The organism is Xanthomonas campestris pv. campestris str. ATCC 33913 (assembly GCF_000007145.1).
Taxonomy (GTDB): Bacteria; Pseudomonadota; Gammaproteobacteria; order Xanthomonadales; family Xanthomonadaceae; genus Xanthomonas; species Xanthomonas campestris.
The window spans coordinates 2,332,668-2,353,730 of record NC_003902.1 but is presented as its reverse complement, the minus strand read 5'-3'; the positions used below and the strand labels follow the sequence as shown (position 1 = coordinate 2,353,730).

The 21,063-nt window shown below is 66.0% G+C and carries 20 protein-coding genes; 5 read left to right on the top strand and 15 right to left on the bottom strand.

The features are described from left to right. Positions 1 to 30: 30 nt before the first annotated feature. The 3 genes from XCC_RS10415 to XCC_RS10405 form a co-directional block, all read right to left on the bottom strand. The gene (locus tag XCC_RS10415; protein WP_029628961.1) at positions 31 to 1,200 is read right to left on the bottom strand and encodes a nitrate/nitrite transporter; all 1,170 of its coding nucleotides are present in this window, start codon (positions 1,198 to 1,200) and stop codon (positions 31 to 33) included. Positions 1,201 to 1,573: 373 nt separating this feature from the next. Beyond that, complete coding sequence (locus XCC_RS10410) at positions 1,574 to 2,644, bottom strand: CmpA/NrtA family ABC transporter substrate-binding protein (protein WP_011037168.1); 1,071 nt, start codon at positions 2,642 to 2,644, stop codon at positions 1,574 to 1,576. Between the two features lie 4 nt (positions 2,645 to 2,648). After that, the gene (locus tag XCC_RS10405) at positions 2,649 to 3,221 is read right to left on the bottom strand and encodes an ANTAR domain-containing response regulator (RefSeq protein ID WP_011037167.1); all 573 of its coding nucleotides are present in this window, start codon (positions 3,219 to 3,221) and stop codon (positions 2,649 to 2,651) included. Positions 3,222 to 3,305: 84 nt separating this feature from the next. On the opposite strand from XCC_RS10405, the gene XCC_RS10400 reads away from it, so the two are divergent. Beyond that, positions 3,306 to 4,304 (top strand): NAD(P)-dependent oxidoreductase, encoded by a 999-nt coding sequence (locus XCC_RS10400; RefSeq protein WP_011037166.1) that lies wholly within the window; start codon positions 3,306 to 3,308, stop codon positions 4,302 to 4,304. Positions 4,305 to 4,328: 24 nt separating this feature from the next. Here XCC_RS10400 and XCC_RS10395 read toward each other — a convergent pair whose 3' ends face one another. Genes XCC_RS10395 through XCC_RS10385 form a run of 3 tightly spaced genes read right to left on the bottom strand, consistent with a single transcriptional unit; the run spans position 4,329 to position 6,550 of the window. Further along, positions 4,329 to 4,691, bottom strand: a complete 363-nt coding sequence (locus XCC_RS10395; RefSeq protein ID WP_011269778.1) for a hypothetical protein — start codon at positions 4,689 to 4,691, stop codon at positions 4,329 to 4,331. Further along, positions 4,675 to 5,253: a molybdenum cofactor guanylyltransferase gene (locus XCC_RS10390; RefSeq protein WP_011037164.1), complete on the bottom strand. Its 579-nt coding sequence runs from the start codon at positions 5,251 to 5,253 to the stop codon at positions 4,675 to 4,677. The genes XCC_RS10395 and XCC_RS10390 overlap by 17 nt, the downstream gene beginning before the upstream one ends. A 46-nt stretch (positions 5,254 to 5,299) precedes the next feature. Beyond that, positions 5,300 to 6,550, bottom strand: coding sequence for a molybdopterin molybdotransferase MoeA (locus tag XCC_RS10385; RefSeq protein ID WP_011037163.1), 1,251 nt, complete (start codon positions 6,548 to 6,550; stop codon positions 5,300 to 5,302). Positions 6,551 to 6,722: 172 nt separating this feature from the next. Between XCC_RS10385 and XCC_RS10380 the strand changes: the two genes are divergently transcribed. Beyond that, a complete protein-coding gene (locus tag XCC_RS10380; protein WP_011037162.1) occupies positions 6,723 to 6,998 on the top strand; it encodes a hypothetical protein in 276 nt (91 codons plus the stop codon). On the opposite strand, the gene xth is transcribed toward XCC_RS10380, so the two are convergent. Next, positions 6,995 to 8,065: an exodeoxyribonuclease III gene (xth, locus tag XCC_RS10375; protein ID WP_011037161.1), complete on the bottom strand. Its 1,071-nt coding sequence runs from the start codon at positions 8,063 to 8,065 to the stop codon at positions 6,995 to 6,997. The two genes, XCC_RS10380 and xth, sit on opposite strands and share 4 nt — an antisense overlap. 143 nt (positions 8,066 to 8,208) lie before the next feature. Here xth and XCC_RS10370 point away from each other — a divergent pair, with 143 nt between their 5' ends. Beyond that, a complete protein-coding gene (locus tag XCC_RS10370; protein ID WP_029628963.1) occupies positions 8,209 to 8,979 on the top strand; it encodes an OBAP family protein in 771 nt (256 codons plus the stop codon). A 61-nt stretch (positions 8,980 to 9,040) separates the two neighbouring features. On the opposite strand, the gene XCC_RS10365 is transcribed toward XCC_RS10370, so the two are convergent. From XCC_RS10365 to XCC_RS10350, 4 genes are all read right to left on the bottom strand, one after another. Continuing rightward, on the bottom strand, positions 9,041 to 10,210 hold the full coding sequence (locus XCC_RS10365; RefSeq protein WP_011037159.1) for a zinc-dependent alcohol dehydrogenase: 1,170 nt from the start codon (positions 10,208 to 10,210) through the stop codon (positions 9,041 to 9,043). Beyond that, positions 10,207 to 10,752 carry a hypothetical protein gene (locus tag XCC_RS10360; RefSeq protein ID WP_011037158.1) on the bottom strand — a complete coding sequence of 182 codons (546 nt, stop codon included), beginning with the start codon at positions 10,750 to 10,752 and terminating at the stop codon, positions 10,207 to 10,209. Before XCC_RS10360 ends, XCC_RS10365 begins: the two co-directional genes overlap by 4 nt. A 3-nt stretch (positions 10,753 to 10,755) precedes the next feature. Further along, positions 10,756 to 11,334, bottom strand: a complete 579-nt coding sequence (locus tag XCC_RS10355) for a DUF4142 domain-containing protein (protein ID WP_029628964.1) — start codon at positions 11,332 to 11,334, stop codon at positions 10,756 to 10,758. Between the two features lie 113 nt (positions 11,335 to 11,447). Continuing rightward, on the bottom strand, positions 11,448 to 12,806 hold the full coding sequence (locus XCC_RS10350; RefSeq protein ID WP_019237687.1) for a cytochrome P450: 1,359 nt from the start codon (positions 12,804 to 12,806) through the stop codon (positions 11,448 to 11,450). Between the two features lie 209 nt (positions 12,807 to 13,015). On the opposite strand from XCC_RS10350, the gene XCC_RS10345 reads away from it, so the two are divergent. Then, positions 13,016 to 13,894 carry an SDR family oxidoreductase gene (locus XCC_RS10345; protein ID WP_011037155.1) on the top strand — a complete coding sequence of 293 codons (879 nt, stop codon included), beginning with the start codon at positions 13,016 to 13,018 and terminating at the stop codon, positions 13,892 to 13,894. A 137-nt stretch (positions 13,895 to 14,031) separates the two neighbouring features. Here XCC_RS10345 and XCC_RS10340 read toward each other — a convergent pair whose 3' ends face one another. Together XCC_RS10340 and XCC_RS10335 are read right to left on the bottom strand one after the other, a co-directional pair. Then, positions 14,032 to 14,247, bottom strand: a complete 216-nt coding sequence (locus XCC_RS10340) for a hypothetical protein (protein WP_011037154.1) — start codon at positions 14,245 to 14,247, stop codon at positions 14,032 to 14,034. Between the two features lie 80 nt (positions 14,248 to 14,327). Next, entirely contained in the window at positions 14,328 to 17,003 is a 2,676-nt protein-coding gene (locus tag XCC_RS10335) for a TonB-dependent receptor (RefSeq protein WP_043877762.1), read from the bottom strand. A 199-nt stretch (positions 17,004 to 17,202) separates the two neighbouring features. Here XCC_RS10335 and moeB point away from each other — a divergent pair, with 199 nt between their 5' ends. After that, positions 17,203 to 18,396 (top strand): molybdopterin-synthase adenylyltransferase MoeB, encoded by a 1,194-nt coding sequence (gene moeB, locus XCC_RS10330; protein ID WP_043877763.1) that lies wholly within the window; start codon positions 17,203 to 17,205, stop codon positions 18,394 to 18,396. A gap of 10 nt (positions 18,397 to 18,406) precedes the next feature. Here moeB and XCC_RS10325 read toward each other — a convergent pair whose 3' ends face one another. After that, positions 18,407 to 19,627 carry a molybdopterin molybdotransferase MoeA gene (locus tag XCC_RS10325; RefSeq protein ID WP_011037151.1) on the bottom strand — a complete coding sequence of 407 codons (1,221 nt, stop codon included), beginning with the start codon at positions 19,625 to 19,627 and terminating at the stop codon, positions 18,407 to 18,409. Positions 19,628 to 19,658: 31 nt separating this feature from the next. Next, the gene (gene der, locus XCC_RS10320; protein WP_011037150.1) at positions 19,659 to 21,056 is read right to left on the bottom strand and encodes a ribosome biogenesis GTPase Der; all 1,398 of its coding nucleotides are present in this window, start codon (positions 21,054 to 21,056) and stop codon (positions 19,659 to 19,661) included. Between the last annotated feature and the right edge of the window lie 7 nt (positions 21,057 to 21,063).

The window sequence follows — 21,063 nt, the reverse complement described above, 5'->3', positions numbered from 1 at the left end:
TGCTTCATTGCCTGGATTCCTGTCGACATGTCAGACGCGCGCCGCGCCGGCGGTGGACCATTCACTGCGCCATTGGGTCTTGACGCCGGCCAGCAGCGCCCAGCCACCCAGGGCGAACGCCGCGAACAACCACATGCCGATCGCATAGCTGCCGGTGTGCTGCTTGAGCACGCCCAGCCCCGCGGCCAATGCAAAGCCGCCAACGCCGCCGGCCATGCCGATCAGGCCGGTCATCACCCCGATGTCCTGGCCGAAGCGCTGCGGCACCAGCTGGAACACCGCTCCATTGCCGGCGCCCAGGCACAGCAGCGTGAGCACGAACAGCCCCAAGGTGATCGTGGCCCCACCTGCGCCAAAGCCGGCGATGCCGACCAAGGTGGCGACCAGCAAGTACACCGCCAGCAAGGCGCGCGTGCCGCCAACGCGGTCGGCGATGACACCGCCGAGCGGGCGCATCACCGAGCCGGCCAACACGCAGGCGGCCGTGGCCCAGCCCGCGGTGCGCGCATCGAAACCGAACTGGTCGTGGAAGTAACCCGGCAACGCGCTAGCAAATCCGGAGAAGCCGCCAAAGGTCACTGAGTAAAAAAACATGAAGCGCCATGCGTCGCGATTGCCAACCAGCACGCGGCCGTAATCGGCCCAGCGCTTGCGCGCAACCGGTATGGGCGCTTCGCGGGCAATCAACACAAACACGAGCAGCGTCAGCACCAGTGGAATGCACGCCAGCCCGAACACGTTCTGGTAGCCGAATGCCAGCGCCAGCATCGGCGCGAACAAGGCCGCCAGCACCGTGCCGGAGTTGCCGGCACCGGCAATGCCCATCGCCGTGCCCTGGTGTTCCGGCGGGTACCAGCGCGATGCCAGCGGCAGCGCCACTGCAAACGAGGCGCCGGCAATGCCGAGCAGCACGCCCAGCAGCAGCACCTGGCCCATGCTGTGCACGCCGAGTTGCCAGGCACCAAACAACGAGGCGATCACCGCCAACTGCGCCACCACGCCGGCGCGCTTGGCGCCGATACGGTCGGCCAGCATGCCCAACACCAGGCGCAACACCGCGCCGCACAGGATGGGCACCGCCACCATCAAGGCGCGCTGCTGCGTGTCCAATCCCAGCGCTTGCGCGATCGGCACCTGCAGCGGACCGAGCAGATACCACACCATGAAACTCAGGTCGAAATACAGGAAGGATGCGAACAAGGTGGGCGTGTGCCCAGATCGCCAGAACGAACGCTGCATAGAGGCATCTCCGAATGCGATGGCCAAAAAAAAACGGCGCCCCTCCGGTAAACCGGAAGGACGCCGTTGTCCTGGATGCGCGCGGATCGCCGTTGACCCGCTGCATCGTGTTCGTGTTGTGGCGAGTGCGCCGTTGCACCCACACGTGGTGCTACGCAATCACCGTGCCAACTTTTTCACTTCGCAATCACCGCGTGCAAGTACTTGAAAAGTAGGTATTTCAGCGGCCTCGCAGTACACGCCATGCCAGCGGGACCACGAGCCACTGCGGAGCCAATGCCCGGCTTTCGTGCGGCGATGCACCAACTGTGTGCGTCGCGGCCCCGCTGCGCGCTCAGGCGGCCGGCGTATCGAACAGGCGGTTGATGCGCCTGTCCGCGTCGGGCGCGGTGACGCCGGCACGCTGTGCCGCGCGGCGGTAGTTGTCCAAACGATGGATGTCGTGCAGGCGCGCGAGGTCGGCCGCTTGCAGCGTGTGCCAGCCCCAACGCTGGAATTGTTCCAGGAACCACTCGCCATCCGACAGCCACGGCATGTTCACCGCGCCACCGCGATGGAAGGCCAGCGCACTGGGGTCCACCGACACCGTGGCCGCGTCGGCATCCAGGCATGCGGCCAGATGTGCGGCCGGCACGCCGATGTAGTCAGGATCGGCCAGCCACTGTGCGCACTGCGCACGATTGGCGGGCGCCGCATCCAGCCAGCGGCACGCTTCCAGCACGCAGGCGGTCAGGCGTTCGCTCAGTTCCGGCTGCAGCGCGGCGAACTCGCGCCGGCACGCCAGCACTTTTTCTGGATGCTCGGGCCAGAGCTCGCCGCTGCGGATCACCCGCTGCCCGCTGCCCTGCGCTTCGGCCACGGCGGCCCACGGCTCGCCGGAGCAGTAGCCGTCCACCAACCCGCTGGCCAGCGCCTCGGGCATCTGCGGTGGCGGGATGCTCACTACATCCACATCGCGCATCGGGTCCACGCCGCAGGCAGCCAACCAGTAGTACAGCCACAGCGCGTGCGTGCCGGTGGGAAAGGTCTGCGCGAACACCACCCGGCGGCCCGCTTCAGCCAACACCTGCGGCAACGGTTGCCCCGCCGCCACGCCCTGTGCCAGCGCCGGCGCCAGGGTGATCGCCTGGCCGTTGTGGTTGAGCGTCATCAACAATGCCATCGGGCATTGCGGGCCACCAACGCCCAGGTCGATCGCATACACCAGGCTGGCCAGCGTGTGGGCAGCGTCCACTTCGCCGGCCAGCAGGCGGTCGCGCACGCCGGCCCACGACGCCTGCCGGTGCAACTGCAGCTGCAGGCCGTACGCGTGGTCCAACCCCAGCCGGCTGGCCGCCACCAGCGGCGCGCAGTCGATCAGCGGCATATAGGCCACGCGCAGCACGGGAAGTTCGGCTTGGCTCATGTAGTCATCCCAACAGATCGGCCATGGCGACGATGCGGCGCGCCACCTCCGCCAGCTTGACGCCCTGCTTCATCGCCTGCTGGCGCAGCGCGGCGTACGCATCGGCTTCGCTCAGTCCGCGTTTTTCCATCAGCAAGCCCTTGGCGCGGTCGATCTGCTTGCGGTCCTGCAAGGCCTGCTGCACTTCGTCCAGACGTTTGCGCATGCTGTTTTCGTGCGCGAACCGGGCCAGCGCCACCTGCACGATCGGCGCCAGCCGCGCCGGCGCCAGCCCATCCACCACGTAGGCGGTAACACCCGCGCCGACGGCGGCATGGATCAACGCATCGTCGCCATCGCCGGAAAACATCACCACCGGCCGCGGTGCATGCGCATGCAGCATCGACAACTGTTCCAGCGTGTCGCGCGAGGGCGAATCCACATCGATCACCACCACATCCGGCTGCTGGCTCTGCACTGCGTGCAGCAAGGCGCTGACCGATGCCACATCGTCGAGCACCGTATACCCGGCGCGCGACAAGGCCTGGCGCAGTTCGCCAATGGGCTTTTCGGTATCGTTGACCAGCAAAACACGCATTGGCGGCGGCGAGGCGTGGACGTGGCCCGATGGTGCCATGCAACATGCTGCCGGTGCGAGCCATCTTTTCCCGGAGCCAGCCTGATGCCGTTGTTCCCGTTGTTCGCAAACCTGCAGGCACGCGCAGTGCTGGTGATCGGCGGTGGCGAGGTCGCCACCCGCAAGGTACTGGCCCTGCTCAAGGCCGGCGCCCATATCCGGCTGTACGCGCACGCGCTGTCGCCGGAACTGGAGGTGTTGATGCAGGCCGGGCGTTTTGAACAGCTGCGCGGCAGTTTCGACGCCGCGTGGATCGATGACGTGTGGCTGGTGGTGGCCGCCACCGACGACACTGCGTTGAACCAGCAAGTGGCCGCCGCCGCGGGTGCACGCCAGCGGCTGGTCAACGTGGTCGACGATGCGGAGCTGTCCACGTATCAAGTGCCGGCCATCGTCGACCGCGACCCGTTGGTGATTGCGATCTCCTCCGCAGGCGCGGCACCGATGCTGGCGCGACGGCTGCGTGAGCGGCTGGAACGTGAGCTCGATGCCTCCGTCGGCACCTTCGCCGGCTTGTTCGCGCACTACCGCGAGCGCATTCGCAGCCAGTTCCCTGACATGAATCGCCGCCGCCGCTGGTTCGATCGCGTGATCGACGGGCCGGTGCCGCTGCTCCTGCAAGGCGGCGACACCGCCGCCGCCGATGCGGCCTTTCGCCAGGCGCTGGAGGATGCCGACGCGGTTCCCGCGCGTGGCAGCGTGCAATTGGTCGGCACCGGCCCGGGCGATCCCGGCCTGCTCACGCTCAAGGCACTGCGCGCGATGAACCTGGCCGATGTATTGCTGGTGGCGCACGACGTGCCGGAGGCGGTGGTGGAACTGGCACGGCGCGATGCATCACGCCGCGTATTGCCAGCCGACGTAGCCGAGCAGCAAGCCCTGTTGCTCCAGCTGGCCGGCGACGGCCTGCATGTGGTCGCGCTGCGCGGCGGTGCGGGGTTCGAGGCGGCACACGCGCAGCGCATCGCCGATGCGCTGCGCGTGCAGGGGCTGGCCTGCGATCAGGTGCCGGGCGTGGCTGCGGAGCCGCCAAGCGGCGACTGAGTCCGCGGCAGCGGTGTTACCGCGTCAGCTCTTGGGCAAGCGCTTGCGCGCACTGTCGCGCACGTCCACATCGAAGGTCACCTGCAAGGTCATGTGTTCGGCATGCCCGGCGCCCGCATCGAAGGTGAAGGTCAGCCCATCGCGGCTGGGCAAGCGCCGCGCATGCTCTTCCAGCGCATCGCGCGGGAGCGACAGCTGCCAGTGGTCGGTGGCGCAATTGCAGCTGGCGTGCCCGCCGGTGAGGCTGACGCTATGGCGCACCAATCGCGCGCCCTGCCCGCTTGGCAGCCGGCTCAGGTTGTCGATGCTGCGCCCATCCAGCAACGCGGCCAGTTCGGCCTCGTCGATACGGAACCGCAGGTGCTGACCTTCAATCTGGATTTTCATGGATGAGCTGAGTCCACTGCGCGGGCGTATTGCAATTGACGAACGCGGCACGTTCTGTGGCGGTGACGGCCACGCGATGGCACTGCAGTGATTGCTGCAAGGCGCGCAGCGAACGTGACGCTGCCGGCGCCTCCAGCAACTGCGCCAGGACAGCGCGGAGCTGTGCGTCCACCTGCACGCGCATCGGCAGCATCTCGTCTTCGAAGGTGGCGCAGCGTGCATCCGGCGGTGCCAACAGGCGTGCCAGCAGTGCACCAGACAGCAACGGCATGTCGACCGGCACCACCAGCAAGGTGGTGCCATCGGCAACGCGGTCGATCACGCTGGCCAGGCCGCCCAGCGGCCCGAGGTCGGCCCGGGCATCGGCAATGCCGGCAAACTGCGGGTAGTTGCCGCTGACCAGCACCTGCTGCGCGCCGGCTTGCAGCAGCAACGCCTGCATCTGCGCAAGCAAGGGGCGGCCATGCCACGGCAACAGCGCCTTGTCCTGGCCCATGCGCGAGGAACGCCCGCCCGCCAGCACCACACCGGTCCATGCGATGACTGCGGGTTTGGTTGTCATGCGGGCGTGCCTGTTGCAGGCCATTGCGCAGATTGCGCAAAGACCTTCATGGCACCAATACCGGCGCAGCGGGTTGCAGATGGCCCAGGCCGTACACCTGCGCCACCGTGCTGGGTGCAGCGCCGTCCGGCTGCGGCTCCACCACTGCCCAGACATTGGCCTGCAGCAACGGCGCCACGCGAAAGGATTCCTGCTGCGGCAACACCTGCACGCTGAGCATGCCCGTGGCCGAACAGGTCAGCTGCGCACGCAGATGCTGGCGCCATACCGGCCGCGCCGGCAGCGGTGCGTGCAAGGAAACTGGCAGGCCGTGTTCGTGCGGCATGCCAAGCAAGCCTCGCAATGCGGGCTCGACAAAAAAGCGTAGTCCTGCCGCGCTCGCCATTGGGTTACCGGGCAGCCCCACATACAGCACGCCATCCGGCAGGCGTGCCAGCAGCACCGGCTTGCCCGGCCGCACCGCGACCTTGTGGAACAGACATTGTGCGTTGTGGCGGGCCAGCGCATCGGGAACAAAGTCGTAGCGCCCACGCGACACCGCGCCGGTGCTCAGGATCACATCCGCGCCCGCCTGGCGCGCCTGTGCCAGCGCCGCATCGAAGGCCACCGGGTCGTCGCCCACCTGGGCCTGCCACACCACCCGCGCACCGGCCGCACGCAACTGGCTGAGCAGATAGTGGCTGGTGCCATCGCGAATCTGCCCGGGCAACAAGCGCTGCTCCGGGTCGGCCACCAGCTCGCGTCCGGTGGCGATCAGCGCCACGCACGGCTGGCGCATCACTGGCACGCGCGCGCAGCCCAGCGCGGCCAGCACCATCGCATGCGCGCCACGCAACAGCGTGCCGGCTTCGATCACGCGGTCGTGGACCGCCACGTCCTCGCCGCGGCGCCGGATGTGCTGCCCCGCACGCACGTCGGCACGCAGGCGGATCAGGCTGGGGCGATCGGCATGTTGTGCCAGGATCTCGAGTTGCTCGATCGGCACCACGGCATCGGCGCCCGCCGGCAACGCGGCACCGGTCATGATTTCCCACGCAGCACCGTCAGCGGTCGCAGGCACTTCGCCGGCAGCGACTGTCCCGGCAATCACATAGTCGCTGCCGGCGCGCGCACCGTTGCCGGCAGTGGCCAGCGCCACGCCGTCCATCGCGCTGTTGTCGAATGGCGGCAACGCATCCGGGCTCGACACGTGCTGCGCCAGGATGCGGCCTTCGGCCTCTGTACTGCTCACCCATTCGCCCGCAAGCGGTGCCACCTGCTGCTGCACAATCGCAAGGGCCTCGGCGTAGCTGATCATGAGCAGGAAAGGCCGATCGATGGATGACCTGGCTAGGATACCCGGCCGCTCGCATGCCGGGTACCGCGTGGCCATGGGGCGCCGCGCAACGCCACGTGTGCTTGACCCTGCTCGAACGCCCCGCCCACATCCACGCCGGCACAGTTGCCGCGTCCCCTCACTCGCTTCGCGCATGCAATTTGTCGATCTCGTCGGCTGGCTCGCCAGCGCTGTCCTCATTGCCACCCTCATCCGCCAGATCTACAAACAATGGCGATCGGACCAGAACCAGGGCGTATCGCGCTGGCTCTTCATCGGGCAGATCACCGCCTCGCTGCTGTTTATTCTCTACAGCGCGCTGGTGGGCAATGCGGTGTTCATCGTGAGCAATGCACTGATCCTGGCGACCGGCATCACCGGCTATGTGTTGCAGCGGATCAAGTTGAAGCGACTAGGTGATCGCGCTTAAGCCTTGGGACGTTTGCTAGCCTTGCGTGTCGTGGCGGGCGTTGCCTTCTTGGCTGCAGCTGCGGCTGATGCGGTGTTTGCCGATGCCTTTTTGGCTACTGGTTTCTTGGTGGCAGACTTCCTTGCAGCTGTCTTGGCGACCGCAGTGGTCTTCGCTGCGTTCTTTACGGCCTTCTTCGTCGCAGACGGCTTCTTCTCGCCCGCATTTGCCGCAGCCTCCTTCACCTTGGTGCGCTTGCGTGCAGGCCCGGCCGCAGCTGCTGGCACTGCATCGGTATCTGGCACATCCACCGTGATCCAGGTCGGCGCATGATCGCTGGCCTTCTCCAGCGCACGCACCCACTTGCCCACCCCCGCATCGCGTAGCCCCGCCGCCAACGTGCGGTTGAGCAAGAGATGATCGATGCGCAGCCCGCGGTCACGCGCGAAGTGCTGACGAAAGTAATCCCAGAACGTGTAGACCGGTGCATCGCCGTGGATGGCCTGCAGGCTGTCGGTCCAGCCCTGCGCCAGCAACTGCGCGTACGCGGCGCGGCTCTCCGGCTGCAGCAATGCGTCCTTGCGCCAGCCCTTGGGGTCATAGATGTGCGCATCGGTGGGCACCACATTGAAGTCGCCGATCAACGCAACCGGATGTGGCAGCGCCACCAGCGTGGCCGCATGCCGGAGCAGGCGCTGGAACCACTTCAATTTGTAGTCGAACTTCGGCCCGGGTTGCGGGTTGCCATTCGGTAGGTACAGGCAACCCACGATCACCCCGTGGATGGCGGCCTCCAGATAGCGGCTCTGCGTGTCCGCCGGATCCCACGGCAGGCCGCGCCGGATCTCTACCGGCTCCGCGCCACGTGCCAGCAGTGCCACGCCGTTCCAGGACCGCTGGCCCTGCCAGATCACCCCGTAGCCCGCATCGCGGATCGCCTGTTCCGGAAATGCCTCCTGCGTGGATTTCAATTCCTGCAGCCCCACGATATCCGGCTGCTCGCGTTGCAGCCATTGCAGCAGGTGCGGCAGGCGGCTGGCGATGCCATTGACGTTGTAGGTCGCAATCGTACGTTGAGTGGTGGGCATGGGCGAGCGGCCGCTGGCGTGGATCAAGAGCATCGCGTCTAACGCATTAACTCGATGCTCAAGCGAGGTGAAGCTGCGCGTGTGCACCGGTGCGCACTCACGCGCAGCGAACCCCTCGCATCCTTAGCCTTGGCAACCCCTGTATCGAAGGAGACCGCATGCGACCGTCCCTCTTGTTGCTGCCGCTGGCGTTTTGCGCCGCGTGCTCGCGCATTCCACCACCGGTTACACCGCCGGGCGCGGAAGAAACCACCAAGACCAATGTCCTCGAAGCCGGCGCCAAGGTCCTGCAATCCAATGGACCGGTGGGCAAACTCGATATCTACCTGGTTGGCTTTCATCCAATGAAGGATGCGCCGGAGCAACAGATGGAAGCGCATCACTACTGCCAGCAGGTCAACCAGGATCTGGCGCAGTGCGCGCTCTACGATGGCAATACGGCCGAGGCCAATCTCACCGGCATCGAGTACATCATTTCCGAAAGCCTGTTTGCGCAACTGCCCGCGCAGGAACGCGCGTTCTGGCATCCGCACAACGGCGAGATCCTGTCCGGCCAGCTCTCCGCACCCAATCTGCCGCTGGTTGCCGAAAAGGAACTGATGCGCAGCAAGATGAACAGCTACGGCAAGACCTGGCACACCTGGCATTCGCGCAAGGGCACCGCGCCAGGCGACACGCTGCCGCTGGGCGAACCGATGCTGGCGTGGTCATTCAGTCGCGATGGCGAGATCCAGCAGCCCTTGATCGAGCAGCGCGACAAGGCGGTGACCATTTCCACAGCCGAGCGCCGCGCCGATCGCAAGGACCTCACCGAGCTGGCGAAACCGCAGCATGGCGTGGATGCCCTGCACCGCCACTTCCCGGAAGCGACGCCGATCCCGGGCGTGGTGGATGCCGAGGCAACTGCGCAGTAAACACGAGTGCCCCGCCTGCAGTTGCAGCGGGGCAACGGAATGCCATCAATCACTGACCAACTTACGGAACAAACGCCGCGCGCACGCAGCCTTCGTGCTTGTGCTTGAACATCTCATAGCCGCGTGCGGCCTCTTCCAGCGGCATCTTGTGGGTCATCAGGAAGCTCGATTTGAGCCGGCCTGCGCGGGCCAGGTCCAGCAATCTGGGCACATACAACTGCCCATGCTGTTGCGCGGTGCGCATGGTCAGCCCCTTGTTCATGACCGCGCCGAGCGGGAATTTATCCATCAGCCCATACACGCCCAGCACGGACAGGATGCCGCCCTTGCGGCAGGCCAGGATCGCCTCGCGCAACGCCTGGCCGCGGTCGGTATGCAGATGCAGCGCCTGCTTCACGCGGTCATAGGCATGCCCCATGCCGGTGCCATGGGCCTCCATGCCCACTGCATCGATGCAGGCGTCTGGCCCGCGCCCGCCGGTCATTTCGCGCAGCACATCCACCACGCTGTCGACAGTCGAATAGTCGATGACCTCCACACCCAGCACATCGCGCGCCATGGCCAGGCGCTCGGGCAGGCGATCGATCGCAATCACCCGCTCTGCCCCGAGAATGCGTGCACTCTGCTGCGCCATCAGGCCGACGCCGCCACAGCCCCAGACCGCCACCGTATCGCCCGGCTGGATGTTGCAGAAGTCCGCACCCATGAAGCCGGTCGGCCCGGCATCGGACAAAAATAAGGCGTCCTCATCGGACACCTCGTCCGGCACTTCGAAGCAGCCAACGTCGGCATGCGGCACCCGGATATAGGTGGCATGCGAACCGGCGTAGCCGCCGAAGGCGTGCGTATAGCCGTAAATACCGGCGGTGGGGTGACCCAGCAGCGACTCCTGCATTTCCCAGTGCGGGTTGGTGTTGTCGCACAGGGAATATTCCTTGCGCTCGCAATGCCAGCAGCCGCCGCACGAAATAAACGAGGGCACTACCACGCGTTGCCCCACCCGCACGTTCTTCACTGCCGGCCCCACTTCCACCACCGTGCCCATGAACTCATGGCCGATGACATCGCCCTCGCGCATGGTGGGCAGATAGCCGTCGATGAAATGCAGATCCGAACCGCAGGTGGTGCTCAAGCCCACTTTCAGGATGACATCGCGTGGATTGACCAGCACCGGGTCGGGCACCGTTTCCACACGCAGGTCGTTGACGCCGTTCCAGCACAGTGCTCTCACAGCTGTTCTCCTGTTGGCTGGGAATGTTTGTCGCCACGTGCCGCGGGCGTGTGCGCCAGGGGCGGAATCTCCCCTGCCTCCAGCCATGCGCGCAGCCGCCGCAATGTCTTGCCCAGCAGCACGTAGGGCGCTGGGTTCACCAGCTTGGTAAACAGCTGCGCGATCACGCCCTCCACCGCGTAATGCAGCGTGGCGGTGACCTCGCTGGCATCACGCCCACGTGCGGGCCGCACCTGCAGCAGGACGTCGACTTGCAGGCCATGCTCGCCCTCGGCGATGTAGCGCACCGATTCCCCCAACCGTGCCTCGGCGCGACGTAGCTGCACGCGTAGTTGCTGCTGCAGCGGCGCGCGCAATTCCCATTCGGACGCGTGGCCGTCCCCATCGACCAACACGGCGGCGCCCTCGAGCAAGCGCTGCTGCACCGTGGCATCGCACCACGCGTCCAGGATCTGATGCGGCTCGGCGCGGATGGTCATGCTCCGCACGATGTGTGTGCCCTGCGCATCGGCGGCCACCGGGTTGGTCGGGGTCAGGCTCATGGCTTACTGCACCCCGGCATTCTTGGTGGTGGTTTGCAGGGCCTTGGCGGCGGCGAGATGGTCGGCCACGTGATGGCGCGTGGTCTTCAGGTGCTCGGCCACCTGCGGGTTTTGCGCTGCCGGGATCAGTTTCTTATCCAGTGCTTCCAGTGCGTCGGTGTGGTCCTTGACCATCGCCTTGATGTAGGCGACCTGGAATTGGTCGCCCTCGAGCTTTTGCAGTTTGCTCAGCTCTGCCTTGCCCTTGGTCATCTGCAGCTTGGCACCCATCGCAGAGGTATCCGGCGACCACTTGGCGATCTTCTGATTGTTCTCGGTGTGCTCCTTGATCATGCGCGTGGCGTAATCACGCACCCCGCCGGTGGCCTGCTTCTGCAGCGCCAGATTGGCCGCGTTGATCTCACTGGTATTGATCGCGCTGAGCATCCCTAGTGCTTCCTGCTCGTCTTCGCTGGGCGCGGCGGTGGCTGCACTTTTAGGTGCCGTGTTACTGCCGGGCTGGGTAGCGGTCTGTGCCTGCGCGCTCATCGCAAGTCCAAGCGACAATGCCAGGCCGGCCAGGAGTGGGGATGCAGTTTTCATGGGCAGTTCTCCAAAGGGATGTGGTGCAAGGATGCTGGCCCGCGCGGCGTGACTCGCTCGTCGAGCGCATGTCGAGACATGGCGAAGAAAGGCTGTTGCGGCGCAACACCCCCTCACGCACTCTGGACAACGCCGCCTACCGACACCGGCGGAATAAAATCGCGTAGCACCACGCCGCTGCGCGGCAGCGTTGGAAAACGATTCAATGGGTAGCGCAGATCCTGCGGCGCTAACGTGTAATCGCTGGATGCCAGCAGGCTGAGCGCAGACATCAGCAGTGCGATGCTCGGGTTTTCCCCGGGGCAGCGATGGTCGCGTTCGACACTGCCGCCGCCCTGCGCCACGAAGTCGTAGCGGCTGCCTTTCCAGTGCTCGAAACGCGAGGGATCGAAACGCTCGGGATCGCGCCAGACCGCAGGATGATGATTGGTGCCATACAGATCCACCATCATCCAGTCCCCCTGCTTGAAATGCCGGTCTCGCCAGACAAACGGCATGCGCACCCGCCCTCCAATTAGCGGAAAAAAAGGATAGAAGCGGCGCACTTCCTGCACAGTGTTCTGCAACAGACCGGGCTCACCGGCGCGCAGGCGCGAGCGCAGCGGCGGATGCTCATGCAGGGCAAGCGCGCAGAAGCTGATCCAGCGCGCCACGGCCACGATCGGGCGCAACAGGTTGATCAGCTCGGTTACCGCAGTGTGCACGCTCAACAGCACGCCGTCCGCATCGCGGTGCCAGGCGACTGTGGCTGCGATGCTGGCCTCGGGCGCTGTCCCGGCACGCCGCACATTGCGAACCGCACGTGCCACCCAACGCTCCACACGGCGACGGCCGCGCCATCCGCGCACCCAACGTGGCCCGAACGCCCCCGCGCCATCGATCATCGCACCCAGGTCGCGTGCAAGTGGCCTGCTCTGTTGCGCGCGCAGAGGCAGCCCCGCCCATCGGCACGCGGCGCGGCAGAGCACGTGTTCGGCTTCCTGCTGCAGGATGATGTGTGCGCTACGCGCCCAGGTGTCTGCCTGCCGGCTCCACTCCTCCTCGAAGCACGCCACCAGCCGCGAGGTTTCGGCAGGTGTCAGCACCGACAGGAACAGGCGCTTACGCTGCAGGTGCGCATCGCCATCGAGCTGCTGCACGCTGCCGCGTCCCTGCAACAAGCGCAGCGTGGTCGGCGGCATCGCGCCAACGCGGGTGAAGCGGCCTGGGTGATAGAAGGTGGCGAGCGCATCCGGCCCGCGCGCGAACACCACTTGTTGCAGCGCCAGACGTGCCTGAAACGCATCGCTGCCCAGCGCGTCGCAGTGTCTGGACACAAAGGCATAGCCGTCTCGCAGCAAGGCCGGGAGCACATCGCGCTGCGGTGCCTGTGCAATCCGTCCTTGGGTCTCCGCTGTCGCGTCCGCAGCGTCATCGCGCAGACGCTGCGCTGCGTGCCCAACATGGTCGGTGGTAGACGCGTGCATCGTCATTGCCTGTCTGCTCTTGTTGCGGTGATGCCTGGCACGCTGAACTCGGTGCACGCAGCAGCACGTGAATCGCACTCCACATGCGCCCCCGGCGCATGCGCAGACTTCACACCTGCCGCTGCGCGCGACGCACGTGAAGATGCTCGAGACTGGCTTCACTGCGTAATGAGCAACGCGTGCCTAGCGTCTAGGACTTTCCACGGAGCTACGCCATGGCCAAGCATCGCCCTCTCCACCAGCAGGTCATTGTCATCACCGGTGCCTCCAGCGGCATCGGCCTGTGCACCGCGCTGGCCGCCGCCGAAGCAGGCGCCAGTGTCGTCCTGGTCGCGCGCAGCGCCGGTGTGCTGCAGGAAGTGGCCGACCTGCTCACCACACAGGGCCACCAGGCCATCGCCGTGGTCGCCGACGTCACCGAACCGGCGCAGCTGCAACACGCCGCAGACACGGCAATCGCACGCTTCGGCCGCATCGACACCTGGGTCAACAATGCCGGCGTGGCGATCTTCGGCCTGTTACAGGACGTAGACGATCACGACAGCCGGCGCATGTTCGATATCAATTTCTGGGGCGTGGTCTATGGCTCGCGCATCGCGCTCCCGCACCTGGCCGCAAGCGGCGGCGCATTGATCAACATCGGCAGCGAAGCCTCGGAGGCCGTGGTCCCCTGGCAAGGCATGTATTCGGCATCCAAGCATGCGGTGAAAGGCTTCACCGACAGCCTGCGCATCGAGATCGAAGGCCTGGCCAAACAGCCGGTGTCGGTGGTGCTGATTCAACCCACCGCGGTGGACACGCCTTATCCGCAGCATGCGCGCAACTACATGCAAGCAGAACCGCAACTACCGCCGCCGCTGATCGAACCGATGCGCGTTGCCAACGCCATCCTGCATGCGGCCGAACACGGCGGCCGCGACGTCAAGGTGGGCGCGATGGCCAATGCAAATATCACCGTGACCCGGCTGATGCCGCGCGTGGCGGATGCACTCTCCGCCATGCGGTCCAAGACCCAACAACAGGATCGCGCTGCCGTCGATCCCGCAGGCACGTTGTACCGCGCGGGCGAAAGTGGACGCATCAACGGCGAATAAGCCTGGCGCCGGTCATGCGAGCACCGTCGCTTGACCGATTTCTGCCACATCTCTCGCTGCAAATACAGATCGCCGCAAGAGCGGCGATCTGTATCCATCACGCATCTGCGTCAAGAATGCGCGTTACACCATCGGTGCTAAGCGCCAGGGTCCGCCGGCCCAAGTTGGTTGGCCGCAAGCATGTCGTCGATGCGCTTGGTCACCTGCGCGGCATCCTCTTTGCTCTGCACCGCAGCGGTAATGGCCTCTGCGCGTGCATGGAACACATCCCAGAAGTCATCGGGATGCCGCCGCCGCAGCTCGGGGAGTTCGTCGGCCAGTGTTTTCAGTTGTGCGTCGATATCAGGGGTCATGGGGTCTCCTTTACGCGTCCACGCTACCCAGCAGCGGGTGAGCTTGGCGCCAACGTGCCTCCCACGCGGTCGAGCGCGCGTTACAGCCGGAAGCGCAGGCCTAGCGAATACGTGCGCTCGGGCGATGCAACTTCGCGCGGAAACGCACCACGTTGGGCAAAATAATTATCGGTGGTGGTGCCCAGCAGATTGGTCGCCTCGGCAAACACCGTCAGCCGCTCGCTCAACTCGTAGTTGAACGCCACATCCAGCCACTTTTCGCGCCCCTGGTTGATCTGCTCGGGTTGGTCACCGGAGCTGTTGAAGCTCACCGCATAATCGCCGCGCCAGTTGTAAGCCACGCGCGCGGAGAAGCGTGCATATTCGTACATCAAGATCGCGTTGTAGGCGTTCTTGGAGACATTGGTCAGCGGCTGGCTGACGCCCTCGGGTGAGTCGGCTTCGGCCGAAATATAGGTGTAGTTGAGCTGGGTTCCGAAGCCCGACAACCAGCCCGGCAAGAAGTCATAGAACTGCGTATAGCCCACCTCCACGCCCTTCAAACTGCCCTGCCCGGTGTTACGCGGGCGGCTGATCGAATAGGTGATGCCGTCGATCAGCTCATCGGCGGCGTAGTTCTGGATATAGCCGTCGATGTCCCGATGGAAGCCGGCGAGCGACAGCAGCGATCCCGGGCGGAAGTACCACTCCAGCGACAGGTCGGCATTGCGCGACTCCACCGGGCGCAGCTGCGGGTTGCCGCCATTGCCGCGCGCGGGCAGCGATTCGGTCGACTGATACAACGCCAGCTGCGGGTTCAGATCGGCAAACTCCGGCCGCGTAATGGTGGTGCTGCCGGCCAGGCGCAGGATCAGGTTCTCGTACAAGGTGAAGTTGGCGCTGTAGTTGGGCAACACCTTGTCGATGCGGCGATCGATGCTCACCGGGCTCAGCACACCGTCCAGCGACTGGCTGCCCTCCAGGCTGGAATCCAGCCGCGTCGCGCGTGCACCGATCCGCCCATCCACCGGCACCGGCCCCAGCGAGAAACCATAGTTCAGCTGCGCATAGACCGCGTAGTTGTCTTCGCGGTCATCAAAGAACAACGCCGGATTTTCCAGCGGCGCTTCCGGGGATTGCCCCATCAGCGTCCGCAGGCGTGCGCTTTGCTGCAGCAGCACGTCCTGGTTGGCGGAGGCCCAGCGATCGCTGGTGAACGCGCGCGCGCCGTCGAGCATGTTGCCTGGCGTTACCGATGCCAGCCCGGGCACGTCGCTCAGCAGGATCGGCGCGCCGGTGATGTTGTCGCGCGCACCGGTGTCGCCGGAATGATTGGTCGCGGTGCGCCGGCTGGCGCGCGCGCCCACCTCCAGCGAGGTCAGCGGCCCGGCATCCAGCTCGAAGGTGGCATCGCCGCGCCAGGCCCATTCTTCGCCGCGCTGCCGGTTCCAGCTGTCGTAGTACTGGCGCAAGACCCAGTTGCCTGGCGCAGTGATGTCATACGGGCTGCCATCGCGTTGGGTGATCCAGGTATCGGCCGCGCCACCGCCCGATCGCATGTGCAGCAGCGGCGCACGCGTGTCCATGTCCAGCGTGAATGCGCGATTCTTCGCATCGCTGTAGGTGTACGCCAGCTCGGTGCTCAGCTTAACGCGCTCCCCGCTCCAGCGCCCACCCAGCGCGGCCTGGTAGGTGTCCGACGCGTTCTTGTGCGCCTGCGTGCTGGACAGCGTCTGCAGATCGCGCGCCACCAGGCCATCGAGCACGTTGCTGCCGGGGCGCACGCTCACCGATTCGGTATTTTCCGCGTTCGCCAGCCCCGGGAATGGCAGCCAGTAATTCACCTGTGGCCGGTTGTCGTAACCGATGTACAAGGTGTCGATGTAGATTTCGCTGTTGTCGCTCGGCGCCCACTGAAACGAGAGATTGGCCGACTTGCGCTTGCGGTCGCCACGCGCCATCAACCCGCCGGCGCTGTACGGCACGTAGAGCTGCTGCGCTGGCTCCAGCGGATTCGGCTTGAGGTCATAAGTGCCGTAGAGCGTGTTGGACTCCTGATACGGGCGACGCTGGTAGGCCACACTGCCCATCACGCCCATGCGCCCCACCCCGGTCTCCCAGCGCTGGCTCATGGTGAGGCTGCCATTGGGCACGGTCTTTTCCGCCTGATCGCCGCGCAATGCGCTGACGCTGCCGGCAATCGTGCTGTCGTCGTCGAAATCGAACGGCCGCCGCAGATGCACATCCACCACGCCGGCGATGCCGCCTTCCTGGAACTGCGCACCGGTGGTCTTGTACACATCCACGCTGCGCAGCAACTCCGCCGGCACATCCGCCAACTCCATGTCGCGCCCCACCGTGGTGAAGACATTGCGCCCGTCCAGCGTGGTGACGACGTTCGGCAGGCCACGCACCAGCACCTGGCCCACTTCGCCGCCGGCACGCGCCACCTGCACGCCGGTCACCCGCTGCAGAGCCGCCGCAACGCTGTTGTCGGGCAGCTTGCCGATGTCCTCGGCCACGATCGAATCGCTGATCTCCTTGTGTGCCTGCTTGGTGGAAATGGCGCTTTCCACGCTGCTGCGCACGCCACGCACCTGCACCGCATCCAGCGTGGAGGTTGGCTGCGCGGTGGCTGGCTGCGCAGCAGCAGTGCCGTCGGGTGCGGCCTCCTGCGCGTGCACGCCTGGGCTGAGCAGCAGCGCGATCGACAACGCCAACGGGTGGCGTATTGCGCGTCTGCAATGCGCAGGCGATACGCAAAAAAGTGGGGTCATGACATTCTCCTGAAGCCGGCTGCAGGTATGGCGCACTGCGCGTTCTGCGTTCGGCAATGGGCGGACGAACCAGGCGCGAGCGCGCAACTGGCGCCACACCGGTAAGCGCTGGATTACAGCCACGTACCGGCCTAAGCCGTGTGATCGGCACATGCACATCCAGCGTGATCCGCACGCGCTCTTCATGCCGGCCACTCGGATGTTGCGCAACACACAGGTGCGTCATCGGATGGAGGCTTTGCGCGACAATGGCCGCATGAGCCACGACCTCTCTCCTGCCCAAGCCCGTGCCCGCGCCTTGCGCGGCGCCTTGCTGATCGATATCCGCCAACCGCACGAACGCGTCAGCGGCCAGGCCGAAGGCGCGCTTGCCATCGCACAGGCCGATCTGGAGCAGGCACCGGCGCAGCATCTGCCCGACCGCGATCGCGACATCCTGCTGATCTGCCAGAGCGGCAAACGCTCCGCACAGACCGCCGCGCAGCTGCGCGAGCAAGGCTATCCGCACGCGCTGTCGGTCCTCGGCGGCACCACTGCCTGGTCGCGCGACGGGCTGCCGCTGGTACGGCCGACGCTGCCGTCAGACGAAACGGATTTCCTGGAACGCTACTCACGGCATCTGCGCCTGCCGCAGGTGGGCATCGACGGGCAGCAGCGCCTGGCGCGCGCGCGTGTTCTGCTGATCGGTGCCGGTGGGCTCGGTTCGCCGGCCGCGTTTTATCTTGCCGCCGCTGGCGTCGGGCACCTGCGCATGGCCGATGACGATGTGGTGGATCGCAGCAATCTGCAGCGCCAGATCCTGCATACCGAAGACAGCGTCGGGATGGCCAAGGTGGTGTCGGCCGCGCAGCGCATCGCCGCGTTGAATCCGCGGGTGCAGGTCGACGCCATCCAGACGCGCGTGACCGCCAGCAACATCGAGGCCCTGCTGCAGGACGTCGATGTGGTGGTGGATGGCGCCGACAATTTCGCGGCGCGCTATTTGCTCAACGACGCCTGCGTGAAGCTCGGCAAGCCGTTGGTGTATGGCGCGGTGCAACAGTTCGAAGGGCAGTTGAGCGTGTTCGATGCCGGACGCCACCGCGGGCAGCTGCCGTGCTACCGCTGCCTGTTTCCCGAACCGCCGCCGCCGGAGTTCGCACCCAGTTGCGCCGAGGCCGGTGTGCTCGGTGTGCTGCCCGGCGTGATCGGCCTGTTGCAGGCGACCGAGGCGATCAAGCTCTTGCTCGGGCTCGGCGACAGCCTGGCCGGGCGCCTGCTCAGCTTCGACGCATTGGCCATGCGCTTTCGCGAGATCCGCCTGCCGCCCGATCCGCAGTGCCCGGTGTGCGCACCAGGCACGGCATTTCCCGGCTATGCCGACTACGCCACCTTCTGCGGCACGCCAGCCTGACGCACGGCGGTTAAAGCGCGTAAGGAATCACCCGCACCACCTCGCCCGCTTCGTAGTGACGCGCCGGCTCCGGCAGCACGATCAATACGTTGCTGTCGGCCGCGCCGCGCAGCAGATGCGAGGCGTCGCCACGGTGGGGCGTTGCGACCAGGCGGCCATCGGCGCCACAGTCCAGCCGGCCGCGCAGAAACTCCAGGCGTTCGTGGCTCTTGTCCCAGGGCGCCGACAAGGCCGCATGCCACACCGGCCGCGGCTCGCTGCGGCTCTGCAGGGCATCCAGCAGCGGCACGCCGTAGGCGATCAACGTCGCCAGCACCGACACCGGGTTGCCCGGCAGGCCCAACACCAGGCAGCGGCCGATCTGCCCCAACACCGCCGGCATCCCCGGGCGCATACGCACGCGCCAGAAATGGATCTGCCCCAATTCCTGGATCAGGCGAGGCAGATAGTCCTTTTCGCCAGCCGACACGCCGCCACAGGTGATCACCACATCGAAGGCCGCCGCCGCATCTTCCAGCATGGTGCGGATGCGCTGCGGATCGTCCGGCAAGGTTGGCCACGCGGTCGGCGCATAGCCCAGTGCCCGCAGCTGCGCCATCAACATGTCGCGGTTGCTGTTGTAGATCTGCCCCGGCCCCAGCGGCATGCCCGGCTCCACCAGCTCGTCACCGGTCGCCAGCACCGCAATGGTCGGGCGCGGCGCCACCGCAAGCCGCGACACGCCCAGCGCAGCGGCAAGGCCAATCCGCGCCGGGGTAAGGACCTGGCCGGGCTGGATCACCAGATCGCCCGCGCGCACGTCGCTGCCCGCCAGCCGCACCGCCGCCCCCAGTGTCGGGTGCGTGCGCAGGTGCACCAGACCTGCCTGCTCGTCGGCGTCTTCCTTCGGCACCACGGTGTCGGCACCGGCCGGCAACGGCGCGCCGGTGGTGATGCGCAGGCAGTGTCCGGCAGTCAGCGTGCCGTTCCAGGAGTCGCCGGCAAACTGCTCGCCCACCAGCTGCAGACGCACGTCCTCGCCCAGCGTATCGGCGTGGCGCACGGCAAAGCCGTCCATTGAGCTATTGGCGAACGGCGGCAGCGACAGTGGCGCGATCAGATCGGCGGCGGAGATCCTGCCGTCGGCACGCGAGGTGGCGATGTTCTCGTCGGGCAGGCGGTTGTTCGCCGCTACGGCGTGGAGAATCTCCAGTGCCCGTGCGTAAGGAATGCGGGAGGGATAGTCGGTCATGGCGCGCAGGATACCAGCGCGCCGTGCCGGCTTACTTGCCCTTGACGTGCCGCATCAGGCGACGCTTGCGCGCAATCTGCCGATCGGAGAGCGGATTCTTCTTGCCCTCGTACGGGTTGGCACCCTCGCGGAAAATGAAACGCACCGGCGTGCCGACCAGCTTGAAGCGCTTACGGAAGAAGTTTTCCAGATAACGCTTGTACGACTCCGGCAGCACCTTCAGGCGCGTGCCATGCACGATGAAGGTGGGCGGATTGGCGCCACCGGGATGCACGTAACGCAGCTTGGAGACATGCCCGCGAATGCTCGGCGGCGGATTGGTCTCGTAGGCAATTTCCAGCGCCTGGTTCACTTCGCTGGTGCTGAACTCATGCGTGGCCGATGCATGCGCACGATGGATCGCCTGAAATAGCTCACGCATGCCCGAGCCGTGCAACGCGGAGATCCGCACTGCCTCGGCCCAGTTCACAAAGCCCAGCTTGCGCGACAACAGGTCTTCGGCTTGGGCACGCTGATAGTCGCTCTGCCCATCCCACTTGTTGATCGCCACCACCAGTGCGCGGCCCGCATCGAGAATCGCACCGAGAATGGTCGCGTCCTGATCGGTTACGCCTTCGGTGGCATCCAGCATCAGCACCGCGACCTGGCATTGCTCGATCGCCTGCAGCGTCTTGAACGCGCTGAACTTCTCGACCGCCTCTTCCACCTTGCCGCGGCGACGCAGGCCGGCCGTGTCGATCAGGCGGTACTGGCGCCCGTCACGCTCCAGGTCCACGGCGATCGAATCGCGCGTCGTACCCGGAACTTCCGACGCGATCATCCGCTCCTCACCCAGCAGGCGATTGACCAGCGTCGACTTACCCACGTTCGGACGGCCCACGAATGCAATACGCACGCGCGCGGGGTCGTTATCGAGCAGTTCGCCCGCGCCTTCTTCCGGCAAACGCGCGCCGACTTCTTCCAGCAGGTCGTCGATGCCCTGCCGATGCGCGGCCGACAGCGCCACCACATCGGAGAAGCCATAGCGCGAAAACTCCGAACGCACCGATTCTTCATCGGTACCGTCGATCTTGTTGATCACCAGCACGGTCGGCCGGGCCAGCTTGCGCAGCCAGGCCAGGATTTCGTCGTCCAGCGACGAGGCGCCCTCGCGGCCATCGACCACGAACAACACCAGATCGGCTTCGCCAGCCGCAGCACGTGCCTGGCGCGCGGTGGCTCCAGCCAAGCCCTCTTCGTCGCCGGCGATACCGCCGGTATCGACCACGATGAAGGGTTGTTGCTCATCGAGCCGGCAGACGCCGTAGTTACGGTCGCGGGTGACGCCAGGCTGGTCATGGACCAGCGCGTCGCGGGTGCGCGTCAGCGCATTGAAGATGGTGGACTTGCCGACATTGGGCCGTCCAACCAGGGCGACCAGGGGCAGCATCGCAAGG

Coding starts and splice junctions, on each gene's coding strand:
- XCC_RS10410 (WP_011037168.1), bottom strand. CDS start 2,644: ATGAGCCAAGCCGAACTTCCCGTGCTGCGCGTGGCCTATATGCCGCTG.
- XCC_RS10405 (WP_011037167.1), bottom strand. CDS start 3,221: ATGCGTGTTTTGCTGGTCAACGATACCGAAAAGCCCATTGGCGAACTG.
- XCC_RS10400 (WP_011037166.1), top strand. CDS start 3,306: ATGCCGTTGTTCCCGTTGTTCGCAAACCTGCAGGCACGCGCAGTGCTG.
- XCC_RS10395 (WP_011269778.1), bottom strand. CDS start 4,691: ATGAAAATCCAGATTGAAGGTCAGCACCTGCGGTTCCGTATCGACGAG.
- XCC_RS10390 (WP_011037164.1), bottom strand. CDS start 5,253: ATGACAACCAAACCCGCAGTCATCGCATGGACCGGTGTGGTGCTGGCG.
- XCC_RS10385 (WP_011037163.1), bottom strand. CDS start 6,550: ATGATCAGCTACGCCGAGGCCCTTGCGATTGTGCAGCAGCAGGTGGCA.
- XCC_RS10380 (WP_011037162.1), top strand. CDS start 6,723: ATGCAATTTGTCGATCTCGTCGGCTGGCTCGCCAGCGCTGTCCTCATT.
- xth (WP_011037161.1), bottom strand. CDS start 8,065: ATGCCCACCACTCAACGTACGATTGCGACCTACAACGTCAATGGCATC.
- XCC_RS10360 (WP_011037158.1), bottom strand. CDS start 10,752: ATGAGCCTGACCCCGACCAACCCGGTGGCCGCCGATGCGCAGGGCACA.
- XCC_RS10355 (WP_029628964.1), bottom strand. CDS start 11,334: ATGAAAACTGCATCCCCACTCCTGGCCGGCCTGGCATTGTCGCTTGGA.
- XCC_RS10350 (WP_019237687.1), bottom strand. CDS start 12,806: ATGACGATGCACGCGTCTACCACCGACCATGTTGGGCACGCAGCGCAG.
- XCC_RS10345 (WP_011037155.1), top strand. CDS start 13,016: ATGGCCAAGCATCGCCCTCTCCACCAGCAGGTCATTGTCATCACCGGT.
- XCC_RS10340 (WP_011037154.1), bottom strand. CDS start 14,247: ATGACCCCTGATATCGACGCACAACTGAAAACACTGGCCGACGAACTC.
- XCC_RS10335 (WP_043877762.1), bottom strand. CDS start 17,003: ATGACCCCACTTTTTTGCGTATCGCCTGCGCATTGCAGACGCGCAATA.
- moeB (WP_043877763.1), top strand. CDS start 17,203: ATGTTGCGCAACACACAGGTGCGTCATCGGATGGAGGCTTTGCGCGAC.
- XCC_RS10325 (WP_011037151.1), bottom strand. CDS start 19,627: ATGACCGACTATCCCTCCCGCATTCCTTACGCACGGGCACTGGAGATT.
- der (WP_011037150.1), bottom strand. CDS start 21,056: ATGCTGCCCCTGGTCGCCCTGGTTGGACGGCCCAATGTCGGCAAGTCC.